This window comes from Lactococcus sp. KTH0-1S, from assembly GCF_052544945.1.
On sequence record NZ_CP195165.1, the window covers coordinates 537,182 to 552,804 of the forward strand.

17 protein-coding genes are annotated in these 15,623 nt (G+C 29.8%); all 17 read left to right on the forward strand.

Annotation, left to right across the window (positions count from 1 at the left end; genetic code table 11):
- Positions 1-36: 36 nt before the first annotated feature.
- On the forward strand, positions 37-678 hold the full coding sequence (locus ACRYLU_RS02755; RefSeq protein WP_445081169.1) for a CPBP family intramembrane glutamic endopeptidase: 642 nt from the start codon (positions 37-39) through the stop codon (positions 676-678).
- Positions 644-1,495, forward strand: a complete 852-nt coding sequence (locus tag ACRYLU_RS02760; RefSeq protein ID WP_445081170.1) for a hypothetical protein — start codon at positions 644-646, stop codon at positions 1,493-1,495. The genes ACRYLU_RS02755 and ACRYLU_RS02760 overlap by 35 nt, the downstream gene beginning before the upstream one ends.
- Entirely contained in the window at positions 1,482-1,736 is a 255-nt protein-coding gene (locus tag ACRYLU_RS02765) for a PqqD family protein (RefSeq protein WP_445081171.1), read from the forward strand. The genes ACRYLU_RS02760 and ACRYLU_RS02765 overlap by 14 nt, the downstream gene beginning before the upstream one ends.
- 40 nt (positions 1,737-1,776) lie before the next feature.
- Positions 1,777-2,769, forward strand: a complete 993-nt coding sequence (locus tag ACRYLU_RS02770) for an HAD-IIB family hydrolase (protein ID WP_445081172.1) — start codon at positions 1,777-1,779, stop codon at positions 2,767-2,769.
- Between the two features lie 358 nt (positions 2,770-3,127).
- Entirely contained in the window at positions 3,128-4,036 is a 909-nt protein-coding gene (locus ACRYLU_RS02775; RefSeq protein ID WP_445081173.1) for a hypothetical protein, read from the forward strand.
- Positions 4,037-4,091: 55 nt separating this feature from the next.
- Entirely contained in the window at positions 4,092-4,925 is an 834-nt protein-coding gene (locus ACRYLU_RS02780) for a radical SAM/SPASM domain-containing protein (protein WP_445081368.1), read from the forward strand.
- Positions 4,903-5,838, forward strand: a complete 936-nt coding sequence (locus tag ACRYLU_RS02785) for a hypothetical protein (RefSeq protein WP_445081174.1) — start codon at positions 4,903-4,905, stop codon at positions 5,836-5,838. Before ACRYLU_RS02780 ends, ACRYLU_RS02785 begins: the two co-directional genes overlap by 23 nt.
- 615 nt (positions 5,839-6,453) lie before the next feature.
- Positions 6,454-7,026: an SGNH/GDSL hydrolase family protein gene (locus ACRYLU_RS02790; protein ID WP_445081175.1), complete on the forward strand. Its 573-nt coding sequence runs from the start codon at positions 6,454-6,456 to the stop codon at positions 7,024-7,026.
- A gap of 16 nt (positions 7,027-7,042) precedes the next feature.
- Complete coding sequence (locus ACRYLU_RS02795; RefSeq protein ID WP_445081176.1) at positions 7,043-8,521, forward strand: radical SAM protein; 1,479 nt, start codon at positions 7,043-7,045, stop codon at positions 8,519-8,521.
- The gene (locus ACRYLU_RS02800; RefSeq protein WP_445081177.1) at positions 8,481-9,677 is read left to right on the forward strand and encodes a hypothetical protein; all 1,197 of its coding nucleotides are present in this window, start codon (positions 8,481-8,483) and stop codon (positions 9,675-9,677) included. Before ACRYLU_RS02795 ends, ACRYLU_RS02800 begins: the two co-directional genes overlap by 41 nt.
- A complete protein-coding gene (locus tag ACRYLU_RS02805) occupies positions 9,674-10,885 on the forward strand; it encodes a glycosyltransferase (protein WP_445081178.1) in 1,212 nt (403 codons plus the stop codon). Before ACRYLU_RS02800 ends, ACRYLU_RS02805 begins: the two co-directional genes overlap by 4 nt.
- A gap of 533 nt (positions 10,886-11,418) precedes the next feature.
- On the forward strand, positions 11,419-11,850 hold the full coding sequence (locus ACRYLU_RS02810; RefSeq protein ID WP_014573065.1) for an NUDIX hydrolase: 432 nt from the start codon (positions 11,419-11,421) through the stop codon (positions 11,848-11,850).
- Positions 11,851-12,184: 334 nt separating this feature from the next.
- A complete protein-coding gene (locus ACRYLU_RS02815; RefSeq protein WP_445081179.1) occupies positions 12,185-12,943 on the forward strand; it encodes a hypothetical protein in 759 nt (252 codons plus the stop codon).
- Positions 12,897-13,394, forward strand: coding sequence for a hypothetical protein (locus ACRYLU_RS02820; protein ID WP_445081180.1), 498 nt, complete (start codon positions 12,897-12,899; stop codon positions 13,392-13,394). Before ACRYLU_RS02815 ends, ACRYLU_RS02820 begins: the two co-directional genes overlap by 47 nt.
- 206 nt (positions 13,395-13,600) lie before the next feature.
- On the forward strand, positions 13,601-13,918 hold the full coding sequence (locus ACRYLU_RS02825) for a hypothetical protein (protein WP_445081181.1): 318 nt from the start codon (positions 13,601-13,603) through the stop codon (positions 13,916-13,918).
- On the forward strand, positions 13,918-14,994 hold the full coding sequence (locus ACRYLU_RS02830; RefSeq protein WP_445081182.1) for a cell division protein FtsK: 1,077 nt from the start codon (positions 13,918-13,920) through the stop codon (positions 14,992-14,994). The genes ACRYLU_RS02825 and ACRYLU_RS02830 overlap by 1 nt, the downstream gene beginning before the upstream one ends.
- Positions 14,991-15,605 (forward strand): hypothetical protein, encoded by a 615-nt coding sequence (locus ACRYLU_RS02835; RefSeq protein ID WP_445081183.1) that lies wholly within the window; start codon positions 14,991-14,993, stop codon positions 15,603-15,605. Before ACRYLU_RS02830 ends, ACRYLU_RS02835 begins: the two co-directional genes overlap by 4 nt.
- The last annotated feature ends 18 nt before the right edge of the window (positions 15,606-15,623 follow it).

A 15,623-nucleotide genomic window follows, 5' to 3' on the forward strand; every position in this document is an offset into this window, starting at 1 on the left:
GGTAATTTATTTTAGGAGAGGATTAGTAAGAGTTTTATGCAAGTTATTTTTTTTACTATTACTACATTTTGGATTGCATTCCCACTTTCATTTCAAATTAGAGACTTGATTAGAGGTAATTTATTTTTGAGAATAATAAGAATTGTTGGAATGAATATACCGTATTTAGCAGTTTTCTCAGTTCTTCCGATTCCTCAATATGACTTTAGAGTAAAAACTTCGTTAATAATCATTTCAGCATTAGCCGCCCTAATTTATACTACGTTTGATATACAAAATCTGCGTAATTCTATGAATAAATATTTGTTTCACTACTTAAAAAAAGTTGAGGGAAAAAATCTAGTTTCAAGAGGTGGAGAAGTCATAATAGTACCGGTAATTGAGGAACTGTTTTTTAGAGGTGTAGTTCCTTTGGAGGCTTCCGTAAAAGAAATAATAATTGTTTTTGGGGTATCAACCTTACTTTTTCTAGTTGCTCACTACATAGGACAGAGTAAAGAAATGTATTATCATATAAAATTAATTTTACTCTCACTGATGGCTATGGGATTATATTTTTGGACAAAAAATATTTTGTATTCGATAATTTTTCATGCTCTATGTAATTTACCGTGGTTTGTGACTAATTTGAAGATGTATTTATATGAAAAAAATAAAGGAGAAAGTCATACTATCTAAAAATGAAGCTGCAAGTGCAGCAAAAAAAATGATGAGAGATTCCAAAATACTTAAAATTATTGGGGAAGAGAATATTTTTACTACCTATGTTTCAGGATCACTCTTTGAGGAATTTGGTAATTCTAAGTCTGACATAGATATTTTTATTATTGTAGATGAGTTCAATATAAAGAAAATTCAAAGTATCGCTGAAAGTGATGAAGATTTCACTTTTTATGATCGGGGACTTAGAAAAGTATTGGTGACTACGAAAGAAGAAATCGACTTTGATATAGAAATATACGAAAAAGAATATATCTTAGAATATATTTCCATGGTATCCTTGGGTACTGCAAAAAACCATGATAAAAGATATGATATTTTTCATAGATTAAAATTTGCTAAACAATTGATTAATGATTCTAATTTTGGAATTTTAAAAGCAAAAATGGAGTATGATAAATTTAGTTCGTTGTTTTCAAAAGAATATAGAATTTACTATGGGGTGAGAGTTACAGATATTTTGGGAGCATATCAGGAAGAAAAATTTGATACTTCTTTCAAAATGGCACTAGATTTGCTAGAAAGTGGAATTACTGCATATCTTTCTTTAGCTGAAGAAACAAACCCAAGTTCAAAATGGTTAATGAAAAAAATAGAAAGATATTCTAAAAATAAAAAAGAAACTGACCTAAATTTATTTGATATGTTATGTAGTGCTTATCAAAATATTGAATTAAATAATATGGAGCTTCTAAAGAAAAAAACGATCCAAATTCTAACTAATTGTCAATTGTTAAATTTAAAATGTGAGGAAAAATCTAATGAAAATTATTAAAAATCCGTTTGTTATAGAAAAATATCAAAGCAGAGAGTTATTTATTGTTTTTGACAATAAGGTATATCTTTTAAAAAATGTATCTCTCTTTATTTGGAGTACTCTTGAGCAAGGAATTTCAGAAGAACAACTTTTAGATAAATTAGTTGAAGAGTACGAAATTAGCAAGTCAAAAGCAGCGAAAGATTTAGCGAAGTTTCTGTCAAAAATGGAAAGTATTCATGTAATAGAAAAGCAGTAATTAAGATATCCTAAAAGAAAGATGTAGAAAAAAATTGAAAATGTTTGAAGGAATCATATTAGATATAGATGATACTCTGCTGGTTGATGGAGAGCTTAAAAAGGAGGATATCATATATATCCAAGAATTAAAGGAGAAAGGCTATCATATTCTTTTAGCTACAGGGAGATCGCTTAAAGAAGCTCTTCCAATATCAAAAGCTTTGAACTTAGGAACTCCGATGGTTCTCTTACAAGGAGCATTGACTTTCTACGATAACAATAGTGATAGGAGTATTGAGGTTCCTTTGAATAAAAATACTGCAAAAGATATTATTTATTGGTGCCGTACTAATAGGATTACACCTAGAGTTTATATAGGAGAACTAGATTATTTTTACGATTTTGAAACTAATCTGGAAGACAACTCTGAAGTGTTCTCAGATATTTTACAAATCCGAATGGAGTTTGAAAATAATGATTATAGAAAAGAGCGCTTCGAGAAGTACTTTGAAAATAGAGAAGATATAATTACTAGAATTCATCCTGATTCTATTGATTGCCTGAGCATGAGAACGGATAAAGGAGTGGCAGTAAGGAGAGTTGCTTTTGAAGAAGGATGGAGTTTATCAAAATTTATTTCGGTAGGAAACTTTCCTGGGGATTCAATGCTATTTGATGAAACGGACTTTAATATTGTTATTGAAAGAAAAAAAGAAATAAAGAAAACAAAAAATATCCAAAATATATCGAGCGGAACTGTAAATGAAGCATTGAAGAATGTTTTTAATTCACTAAAGGAGTATAAAGAGGGTAAATATCGAAAAAATACTGAAATTAGAATTCGATCTCTCGGAAGCTTTTATTATATATTTAGAGAAAATGATGTTGAAGAAGTTGATGAATTACTATACGACATATGGAAAATGGTGAATGAAGAGGAAGAACTGTCTTTAATTCTTCGAAGAGAAATTTCACGAAATAATTTTTTTGAGGTAATAGATAGGATAAATTATCTAATTTCAAACAATATCATTTATAAGATTGCAGACTAGTGCTATTGAAAATAGCAGAGCATTCGCAATATATATACAAATTTTAATAGATAATCATCTGAAAGCGCTTTGTCTTGGATAAATAATCATTTCTCTTAAAACGCTGTGAAAATATAAAGAGAGATATATTACTGCTTAGGAAGAAGTTCTATTGTACTTTTTCTATATTCGTAAGGTAATTGAAGTGAAAGAAAGAAAGAAGGAAGGAAGGAAGGACATGATTTGTTCTTAGGATGCTTGGTTATCTCTTCTTTGATAAGTTATAATCAGTTGAAATATTTTAGTTGGAAATGATCATTGTGCTTTTTGAAGATTGCTTTATTTATTTTTTGTACCTTGTAAGGTTAGGAGTTTAATAATGAAATATAAAATGCTTGAAACTATTTTAGATATAGATGAAAATTTAATTAATAAATTGGGATTGGCTGATGAAAGTGAATTTGAGTTATTGGGAAAAGTATCTGTTCTCAAAATAAATGAGGATATAGAGGGGCAATATAATATCGTAAGTGGTGATAGGTTGACTTTTGATGGGAGTAAAGTTACTTTTTATGATAAGAATTTAGATAGGGAGTTAGTCAGAAATCACTTTTATATTGTTCTGTTTTTATTGCATTTAATCATCAATGCGGAAAAGGGAATTGTGTCCTTGCATGCATCAGCCATTCAAATGGGCAATAAAGTAATCTTATTCTTGGGCCCTAAAGAGTCGGGTAAAAGCACCACAGCACTAGCACTAAACAGAGGTGGATATCCATTTGTTGCCAATGATTACATAGAGCTACTTTTGGAGAATGGTGGAACAAAAGTAATTAATGTGGATTTAAAGGAGTCAATTTCTTTTAGAAAACATTCGGCATATCAGCTTGGGATTTTAGAGTATGGATCTGTTAAAAAGAGTGTAAATGAGATTTATAAACTTCCCATAAAAATGCTCAACTACCAAGATAATTATAAGGAAATTGTTTTATGCTTACCACACCTTAAAAATGATCATCCTCTTGAAGTATATGAGTTGGATGGGCTTGAAAAAAAAATGAATTTGTTTCAACAAGTATCTTATTTTTATAGAAATATAGCTGTCTTGATGCTTGAAAAAGGCAGATTATCTAACGATATGATTCCGGATGAACTATTAATCAATACAACAATACATGCTGAACTTGACTGTTTGTTTAAAAAGTTAAATGAATCAACCGTATTTGAATTTTACGGTTCGCCAGAAGATATAGCTAATTATTTAATTGAGAAAAGTAGAGAAGAATGATATGAATCACATGATTAATCCATTTCCTAAAGTTATAGAATTTCAAACTCATAATATGTGCAATGCAAATTGTATTATTTGTCCATATAGTACTCTTCAGCACACTAGAAATATTATGGAAGATGATTTATTTAGAAAAATAATAATTGAATGTAAAGAAAATAAAATTGAAAGACTGGTACCCTACTTAAATAATGAACCTTTTTTAGATAAGACTTTTGTGTCAAAGCTTCAATTTATAAGAAAAGAGCTTCCGAATATCGAATTAGAGATTTCAACAAATGCCTCACTTCTTACGAAAGAAATTATAAAAGATCTAAGTAAAATTAATCTTACTGAATTAAGAATTAGTGTTTTTGGATTCACAGGAGCTCTTCATAAGAAAATAATGCCTGGTGTTAGTCACGAGAAAGTTTTTACAAATGTTGAATTAATTGCTAAATATTTTGAAAAAAGTTCCTGTTTGGTTTCAATAGTTATGATAGACAATGGGGATATTGACGAAATTGAATTTGAACAGATGGATAAGTATTCTAAGAGTCTGGGTTTCAATTTCTTTAGATGGGGATTTTTAGATAGAGCGAATAATGTAAAAGATTTTTCAAATGTTTACTATGATGCGAAAGCTCACTATTGTGAGCAAAGGCGGCCACTTGAAAGAATGCATATATTGACTAATGGGGATGTAATTTTTTGTTGTCAAGACTGGGGGCATGAGGAAATTGTAGGTAATATATCAAACCAAACACTAAAAGAAGTCTGGAATTCTAGATTCTATAATTTGAAAAGGGAACAGCTGTATTCTCCAGAGAAGGAAGCGCCAGAAATTTGTAAGAGATGTATCTTATCTAAAGGATGTGATATTTATGACAGAAAAAATAGCTTGTAAATCAAATATTAAAATATGGATTAATGCCGAGGAAGAATTTTTTGAAAAGTTCAAAATTAATAAGCACTATTCGATTGAGGAAACATATAAAAATAGTTACGATTTTCCTAAGATTATTTTAAGAAAAAAGGAGGTACCCCAAATTAGTTGGATTTCTGATGAGGACACAATTTTAATTGATTATGTTAGTTTAGATAATTCAGTTTATAATGCAGCAGATATTTTAATTAACACACTATTTATCATGGAGTTAGAAAGACGGAACATTTACTTACTTCATGCTTCTTGTGTATATTTTCCAGAACACGATAAGATATTAATTCTTTGGGGTGATAGTGGTGCAGGAAAAACTACAACAATGCTTGAATTAGTAGAAAAGCATAACTTTGAATATATATCAAATGGAACAACAGAGGTAAGGAGAAACGGAAAAGATTCCTACGAAATTTTTAATCCTTTTAAAAAAAGAATAAAATTAAGAGCTTCTAGTGTAAAATTGTATGATAATCAGTTATTCAGTAATTATTTTTTTAAGAATAATTCCAAAGAAAAAATTGAAATATTTCCAGAGGATTTGGGTTTAAAAATATATGAAGGAGAGAAAATCAATAAAAATATAGCAATATACTTTATTAAATTATCTAATTCTCCTTTGATAGTTAATCGAGAAATCAATTATAGAAACTCAATGCTCCTCTTTCATGACATAGCGCGTCATATGAAGTTTTCGGATTTATACCTAGAAATCAATGGAAATAATGTATTTCTTACCTCTATTGATTCAGAAAATCTATTTGAAAATAGAGTGAATTTTGTTAATAACATATTGGAGGAAAAATTTAAAGGATATATACACGGTAAACTAGATGATGTAGTTAAGTTCATTTTAGAAGATGAAGAGATACAAAATTAAATTACAAGGAAAAAATATTGAAATTTGCAGTAAGAGGTTTAAGGGAACAATAAAAGATGTGTGGCATTAAAAACAGGATATGATAAATTATATAAAAAGTTCACCATACTTTGGGCATAGTATCCTGTATCTTCAAGTGCAGTATGGAGTTGAATCGGGACAGAGTCAAGTTTTTTGGAAGCGAAAGTTTTTGAAAAAAATTCTCCCCTTAAACCAGAACAAAATCGTGCTTGTTCATAGCAACGTCAATTCCGACATAAAAGGTCGCAAGGTTTCTCCTAATCTAAATTTGCTGTTGTAAACATCACGCACTTTTAGCTCTGTAGGATTGCTACTCGACTTAGCGAGAGTAGCAATCCTACAGAGTGGAGTTACTGGAAATAAAACGTCTTACGTTATCAAACTGATTAACAATCAAACAAAAAGCTCTGGTTAGATTCTGTGTTAAATCGTAAAAGCGGTTGAATTGAAAGTACTAATTCACAGTGCATACTACAAGTTAATTGCTTGTACATTTGATAGCAAATAATTGCATTAACTATACTATAAGATAGAAAATGTTAGAAAATCGGGTGGAAATTTCCATAAATTATATAATACAAGGAGAGAATATTAATGAATATAACTATATTTGGAGATTCTATTGCCTCTGGTAAACAAAATGGCTGTGATTATTCAGATATTTTTGTAAAGTCACTAGAAAAAAGACTAAAGATATTGACGGATAATATTAACTTTTATCAGTTCACTATTCCAGGTATTGATTCGGAACAAGGGAAAAAGATGCTTAAAGATATACCGTTAGGCTGTGATTATTATATTTGTGTCTTTGGAGTAAACGATGCAGCAAAACATCATTCCGTAACTTCAACCGAATATATGGAGAATATGATCGGATTTTCAGAACATTTCGGGATTGATAAAACTTTCCTTGTAACTCCTCCAGCCTTTAATAATTCAGTAGGAACTATTAAAAGGGAAAATAACTTGGCTACTTTATATAGTCAAAGATTAATAGCGAGTGCTAATAGAAAGAATTGTAGGGTGGTTGACTTTAACTACCAACTAAATTTATATTCAGATTTTACTTATTTCTTACAAAAAGATGGGCTTCATCTTAATAAAGAAGGCTATACTTTGTTAGCTTATTTACTTACAAATAAAATAATATCAGACAATCTGATATAGAACAGGATTAATTATTATGGTAAAAATAGGGATTTATTTCTTTAGGACATTATATTCACAATCTATAAGCTCTTTGACAGTTGAAAAGATATCATCCGCTTTAATTGAAAGGCGATGTGATGTGAGTGTTAAGGTATTAAAAAATTTTGATCATTATGAAAATTTAGATGCTCTATCAGATGCAATTGGAAAAGAGTTGATAATTTATAAAACAAATTTTCAAGATTTTGAATATGGAATTCGTTTTTTTGAAAATATTTGGAAGAAAAGAAAAATGCCAATTATTTTAATTGGACCTTTTGCTTGCTTAAATAAAAGTGTAATTTTAGAAAAATATCCTTTTGTTGATAGAATTTTATCGCCATATGAGCTTGATGAATTTTTTGATAAAAAATTCTTAATTGAAACTCATTCAGCCTTCCGAGAGATTTTGGATAGGAGAGTTGAAGAGGGAGAAAAAGGGAAATACGTAAATTTAGAAAGATGTAATGGCTGTATTTATAAATGCAATTTTTGCCATATCCCTCAAGGACAAACTGCTTTATTTACCAAAAATGCTTATCAAGTAGTCGATGAAATAGAATTATTAGTAGAAAAGTATGGAAAAAGGTATTTTATTTTCAATGATCCAATATTTTGGAAGGGAAGGGTAGATAACGAATTTGTTGAAAAATTTTGTGACGAAATAAAGAAAAGAAACTTAAAAATTTTTTTCATGGTATATCTTGCTTTAGGTACAATGATACCAGACGAACTTTTAGATAAACTTTATTCTGTTGGATTAATTAGAGTCTTTTTTGGAATAGAAAATGTTACTAAAGATTTTCAAAAATTGAACCCTAAAAAAACTTCCAGAGCTTTGGCAGACAATTTTATATTCAAATTAAGGAAAAGAGGTATCTCATTTCATATTGGATTTATGCTTTTTCATCCAAGTTTAGAAAGAAAAAATATTTACCCTAATATACATTATCTTTGGGAATTAAAAAAATTATTTAGGCTAGGAGTAATTAGAGAAAAAATGAGAATTATTCCAAATTCACCAAATACAGGACTATTAGAGTTTAATAATAAAAAAATTGATCAGGCCTATAACTATAAATTTTTGGATCAAGAAACTGAAAAAACTTATGAACAATTTGTTTGTTTAATAGATATGGTTGATTATAGAGTATTTGAAAGTTTTTTTACTAATTTGGACTTACTCTTTGCCATCTTGCAAAAAGAAGAAAAAAGTTTATTGATGAAGGATATAATAGTAGGATTTATTGACCTGAAAGAAAATGTAAATAATAAGCTTTTATCAATCATGGAAAAAATAATTGAAGGTCAATATGCAGATGATTTCTATTCGGAAATGATTGATTTGTATTCAGAAGCTGAGTCGTTTTATCTTTTTGCTATATTAGATGCAAAAAGACTAAACTTGAAAGAATATTTGAAGATGATACCACATGGACAAGAAAGTAAAAACGTTAAAAATTTATACGATTGAAGGCAATGTTCATTCGGGCAAGACAACTTTTCTGAAAGGTATGGATAAAGAAAAATTTAGTGCCATATGGGAGATAAAAAGAACAGAATTTAAGAATTTTTACATAATACAATTTCACTATATTATTGAAGAGATTAAAAGAAAATGGAAAATAAATCAAGGTCAGATTAATTACTTAGATCGCTCCTACTTATCATTGATTTCCTATCAATATTTCTTTAATAAATTTCGAAATAGAATTATACAGCTGTTTATCTTGATATTGGTAAAAATGAATATAATTATATCCCCAGACAACATGTTTTTGTTCGTTATACCATATCAGATGACTTTAACTTATCAAGAAATGTTAAAAGAAGAAAAAGGGACTGAAAATCTATTGGTCAGTTATGAGTATTATTTTTTTATTGTTTCATACTTCAGAAAAATATTAGAAAAAGGATATAGTACAACCTGTCAAGAACCTTTTAGATATTCGTTGGAGGGAAAAATAAGAGGAGATATTTTGAATTATCTAATTAGTAATTCTTTTTTAAAAAAGAAAAAGGAAATACCTAAAATTTGTGTTGATGGTCCTTCAGCTGTTGGAAAGACAACTTTTGTTTCTAAACAAATAAATATTAAAAAAATATATGAGGAAGAAGATTATTTACCTTTTTCTGTAGAGTCTCCTCAAACTCAAATAGATTTTATATGCAAAAGAATTGAGATACTTAGCAGTGATGCGGCAGTGATTATTGACACAAGTTTTTTATCTGCGATATGTTATCTTTTTTATGGGAACACTAGAAAAGTCGACAGTAATTTAAAGATAGATTGGATTTTGAAAATATCTAAAAGAGTCTCCCCAATTTATTATGTAACAAGTTGTCTCTATTTACATGATTCAGTAGAGGGACTATATTTAAAAAGAAAACTTGATACTAAAAGAAATAGAGCAAATTTTGAAAAAAATATGGAGTTTAAAGATGATATGGATAAATTTTTCGATGCCTTAGATAAAAAAATGGGAAAAATTAGTCCAATACATATCGTTGACACTAAAGATCTGACTATAAATGAAAAAGAAAAAAAAGGTTATCATTTAGATAATAATGTGCTTGTAGTCGATATATTGTATGCGATTTATTGCTTAATAAAAGAAGGAAAAATATGATGAACTTAATTTTTTATTTTTTTATTGGAATTTTAATCATTGCAAGCTGTATGAGCTTCTACTTATATTCACAGGTTAAAAAATACTTACAATCTTTTGCTGATTTCAATGTTAGTCAAAAAGAAATTTTATATCCAAAAGTAACTTTACTAATTCCGATTTATCGTGAAGAGAATCTGATTAAAAAATCAATCCAATATTTTTCTGCATTCCCTTCAGATATCTCTATAATCTATATAACGACTAGTCGTGAGAAAGATAATAAAACATTAAGTATTGCGCAAGAATTTCTAAAAGAACACACGTATCAGTCAATACAAGTCATAAACTCTCCTAATACTTTTGGTAATATGGCTACTCAACTCAACTATGGTTTGAAGTATGTTCCATTGGAAAATATAGTTGGTATATATAATGTTGATTCAGAACCTAGACTTGAAACCATAAAATATGTACAGAAAAATATAAAAGAAAATCAGATAATGCAACAGGTTAGTATTTTTTCTGATAGTTTAAATGGAGTTATGAAAAGAGCTCAACTATGGCAAAACAGATGGTCCATAATTTACGAATTTGGAAATTTAATTTTAAAATCAAAGGATAGAATAGGGTTTATGTACACTATAGGGCATGGTTTATTTACCTATAAAAATGTATTGGAAAGAAACGGGGGTTGGGATGAAGATGAAATAAATGAAGACAATGTAATGGGGTATAAATTATCAATTGAAGGTATAAAATTTTTACCAATTCCATATTTTGAAAAAGCTTCCTTTGCTCATAGTAAGCTAGTTTATATAAAGCAACAGTCTGTCTGGTTTAATGGGCCGTTATACTCAATAAAATACTTTTTCAAATATAAAAAATCTGTTAAAAACTTTCTGTTTTCGCTACTTAATTTAAGAGCAGCGATTACTTGGCTTATTGGTCCAATCATGTTTCTTGTCTTATTTTTGTGGAATTTAAAGCAATGGCAATGGCTGAATATTGGTGTTTTATTACTCACCATGTCAATCTACATTTCTGGGATAGATTATTTGGCAGTACGCTTATTGAGTTCTCAAATAAAAGGGAAGTGTCTTCAACCAGCTGATATATTCTTCGATTATTTGTTCTATTTGATGCATTGTGTTGGCCCTGTTTTGACCATAGTTAAATTCGTTTGTGGTAGAAATAATATTCAGAATAAATATAAAACAGAAAAATAAAAGTGGTCTAAAGAATAAAATATGGACTAATGTCAAATAATTAGACAAAAAATCAGCTATATTTTTGGAAAGGTTATAATAAACTAATTTGTGTCTAGTTTTATAATATAGCTTCAGAAACTTATAGGCCCAGTTTGGAGTACACGAAAGTGGTGAAATATTTTTTTTGACCTTATTGAAATGGATAAACTTACAGTTTGGCTTTTAACATTGAAAGAAACTTTTAAAGTTATGAAAGAAGAAAAGCTGATTTAGCGTATTTAATAACATAGAGGGCGATAATTGAAAAGGAGATGTTACGCTCTGTATTGATAAAAATACATATCTTGATCAAGAAAATTTCGATCTAGAAATTGAATTTAACGAAAAAAAATTTGAGTACACAAGCTTTTTACGTAATAGCTTGAATCTGGATAACTTTAGTAAATCTGGCAAAAAGAAAATATTTTTTAGAAAGATAAAAAAATACTATAATAGTAGTAGGAGATAATGCTGGAGTTGTAATAGTGATTCTAAAAAACGAGGAATAAAAAATGACTGTAAAACTGATTGCACATGCGTTAATAAAAAATAATGGAAAATATTTGGTTATTCAAAGGACTGACATTAAAAGAGGAAAAGGAAATGTGTATCCTTCTTATTGGGACATTCCAGGAGGTAGTGTTGAAGAAGATGAAACACCTCGCAAGGGGGCACTACGAGAAACGTTAGAGGAAGTGAATTTAGAGGTAAATATTGAGAAAATAATTCATGAGGACAGCAATTATGATTTTGAGAAAAAGACAATATTTACTAGATTGGTATATGAAGCAAGCTTAGTGCATGAAGATATACCAAAAGATAGAGTTAATGATCGTATTTTACTAAGCCTAGAAGAGCATAAAAATTATAAGTGGATTTCGTCACTTGAAGAATTGAACGAAGAAAAAATTGTTCCGTATTTGTTAGAACTTATTCATAATTGATAAGGAATATATTAAATAGGAGTAGTTCAAAAGAAAGACTTAATGACTCTGATAAACAATAGTTAAAGCAAAAAGTAGTTGGATGGAGAAATTGTAAGATGTGCATGGAGGGCAAGAGAAAAAAGATTTCTCGATTATTTCACTTTCAAACAATTAGCGAATAGTTAATAATATATTGCGTACTAACAAAGAAATAGAAAATTTCTTTTTAAGTGGTGATAAGCAATAAGCAAGTCTACAAGTCCAGCTTGATAATCTGAACCAGGTTAAAATGATGCATAAATACAAGCATGTGATATTGCAAAGCTTCCATGACCACGGAGAAGGAGAATATATGCAACCAAGAAATGAAATAGTAGTTGATTATGAAAGAATATTAGCCAAAGAAATTTCTAAACGATTTAAGAAACTTCGTGGGAAAACTCCGTACGATATTATTGCAAACGGTCAAGCTACCGCAATTAAAAGAATTGAAAAAGGGAAAGTACCAAGTTCAGGAAATTTTATATCGGATACATTGTTAGAAAATTACCATGATTATTTTGGTATGGATAATATAGAGTTGATTTTTGGAGATGAAGAAGAGATAAAAACAGCGGTAGGATATGTTTTCCTTGAGTTGTCTCGTTCAATCATGCCTGATTTTGTTAAAGAAAAGCTTGGATTAGAAAAAAGCCTAAATACAGATAATAAAAGTCTTAAAGATTCAATGCTTACGCTCTTTTATACATTTTCTGATTTTGGAAGATGGTATAATTTGCGACAAGACAAGGTTTTAAAGGAAGATGAAAACCCCATTGATTTCATTGAGATGGAACGAATACTTTGGCAGGTATGCAAGATAAAGATGATTCGATTATTTAAGGAAAAAGTGATTAACCCATCTTTTAATGAGTACGACAATAAATTCCATTTTAATCTAATCAATGAAAAGTTAAATAAAAATTTTTATAATGATTTTATAAAAATTTTAATTCCTGAAATTGTTGAAAAATTAAAAAGTGATAGTATATTCAAAATAGGATATATGGTCAAAAGTTTGGTAGATGAACTATTTATTGGTGCTAGATTTGAACGAATCACATCTCGTTGAAATTCCACTCAAAGAATACTATCCACCTACCCGAACATGGTCATTTGGTCAGAGTGAGGATTCGGCAGATATAGGGAAATTTGCAGAGGAAATTGCTGAGTTTAATAGCCGAAAGTTTTACAGCTATGAAGAAATCAATGAATATTTCAAGAAAACAGAAGGGCAAAGAGGAGTAACAACCCATTATTTGATTGATAGGACTAGAACAGTCAATTTAGAATCATTTGTAGATAGTATTATAGAGACTCCTACAATCTTCAGTGAGGTTCATGATTTAAGATTTCAAATGATGAAAGTTCCAGGAATTTTGAATGTTAATAGTCAAACTTCAAAAGTATTTCAATCCAAACGAAATGAAACTATTTTAGAGATGATCAATGAACTGGTTAAAACTCAAAATGCGTTTATCAACTGTATTGAATTTAAAGAATTGGAAGAATTTGGAAAATAAAGGGAAAGCAGACAAAAGTTTGCTTTTTTTTGCTATAAAACTTTGGTCATGAAATGAGGCTCAGAAATAGTAAAAACAAAGCCTAAAACTATGACTTCATAAAACTCTAAACATCAGATAATAGAGTTATCAAAAGTCCAGCAAGGCTTGCAAGTGCAGTTGACTATTTGCTGATGGTCAATCTTTAATTATTGGAGATTTTAAAAATGAAAAAAGGATTCCAAAAAAACAATCAATACAATTCAGAAACAGCACGTAAATTTGTAGTAAATAGCCTACCCGTGCAATGTACAACCTCTTTCATTGAAACACAGTACAAATATGTGGACAAACAACGCACAGATGAAATCACTGGTTACAAATTATGGTTTGTACAAGAAGGATTGAATCCGTTCGTGGTCAAATTTGATAAAAAACCTGAACTTCCACCCTTTCTTTCTATCGTAGAATTTGAAAATTTACAAGGAATTGAGATTCGCTCCAACGTCTATTTCAAAGCAGATAGCTTGAAAGGAGTGAAATAATGAATCCATCCAAAGTAGAAGTCGAAAAATATTTACTCCAAAGTCTAAATATGGCTTTGGACGTTCAGGGAGAAACGAGTTATACCAACTCATTCGCAGTAAAAGTAGAGGAAGAAGGATTTTATTTCATTCCTCGCTTACCTGCAAGTTATTTGATTGATGAGGCACTTTATCAAAAGATTTTTATCATCGCAAATGCTTCACTTTATCCACAATATACGGTATTAAAACAGAACTCCGCTTACTTTGTCCCTTTGGATACAGAAGATATTCACACGCAAAGAGCGTTATTCTTTCCCTGGTTTAAAGGCATTTCAAAACGGTTAGCCATTCCAAATCTCAAAGAATTTATTCAAAAGAATCAAAACTGTAAAATTCCTATTATGGAAAATCTGACGATTGATTATAATAAAACGGTTGGCATTGTAGTCGCAGGAAATTCAGGCTCTGGGAAATCTTATTTCCTAACTTACTTACTTGAAAATCTAGCAAAAATTTCACGACTAATTATTTGTGACCCGAAGTTTGACAGCCCAAGTCGTTGGGCGAAAATTCATGAGATTTCTGTAATACATCCATCTCAAACCAGAAGTAAGAGCGATTTTGTCAGTGAGCTTAATGAAAGCCTGAGTAGTGTATTGAAGAACATCTATGAGCGTCAGGCAATTTTATTTGACAATCCCAATCATGAATTTGAACACTTGACGGTGGTTATTGATGAAACATTAGCCTTAACCGAAGGAGTAAATAAACAAATCAAAGAGAGCTTTCTCTCATTGCTTAGTTCGATTGCTTTACTCGGTCGGGCGACACGTTGCCATTTATTATTGATTAGTCAGCGCTTTGATTATAATGCGGTGCCTGTTTCAGTCCGCGAACAAATGAATGTATTGGTTCAAATTGGAAACATCAATTCTAAAACGGTTCAATTTCTTTTTCCAGACCTAGACCCATCAGGGATTGTGATTCCGATTGGTAAAGGTACAGGATTGATTCAAGTGATTGATAACGAACATCCGTTTCAAGTCTTACCACTTTTAACACCAACTTTCTATACAGAACAGGGGATTTTATGAAAAAAACTTATTTCATGCGATACTTTATCCGAAGTCTTCCACTGTTTATGTCCGTAGTTCTGATGGAATTACTAAGTCTTTTGTTTCAATTCCTGATTTTCTTCATGAATAAATTGGCTTTAGACACAAAGATTTCAAGCTTTATAGATTTAGTGAATCAAGGAATAGTCTACCTAAATATAGGAAGCTCATTTTTCAAAAATATTTCGATAGTTCTTATCACATTAGTAGGTTTGATAATGACCAGAGAGCTCTATTTCCGCTTATGGTATGATTCTTTAAAAAATTTAGCTTTATCTATTCGTGGAACAACAAAACTCAGAAGATATTTACACCATATTGAATCATTCAAAGCCTCAGAGGATAAGACTTCTAAAGCAGATATGGTTATCTCAAACTACAACAAAGCTATCAGAAAAATTGTGATGGATGTGAATAATGAAGAATTGTTACTTTATACCAAGTTACCCAAAGAACACCAAGCTCAAAAAATGTTGAAAGAGGTGGTTTCAGAAATAAAAGAAGAAGTCTCAAATGCTTATCCTGAATATTTGATTTCAGGTTTTGAGCGACATGGAAACTCATTGTGGTTGAAAGGCACAAGAAAATAAAAATCAGGAGAGATTTTG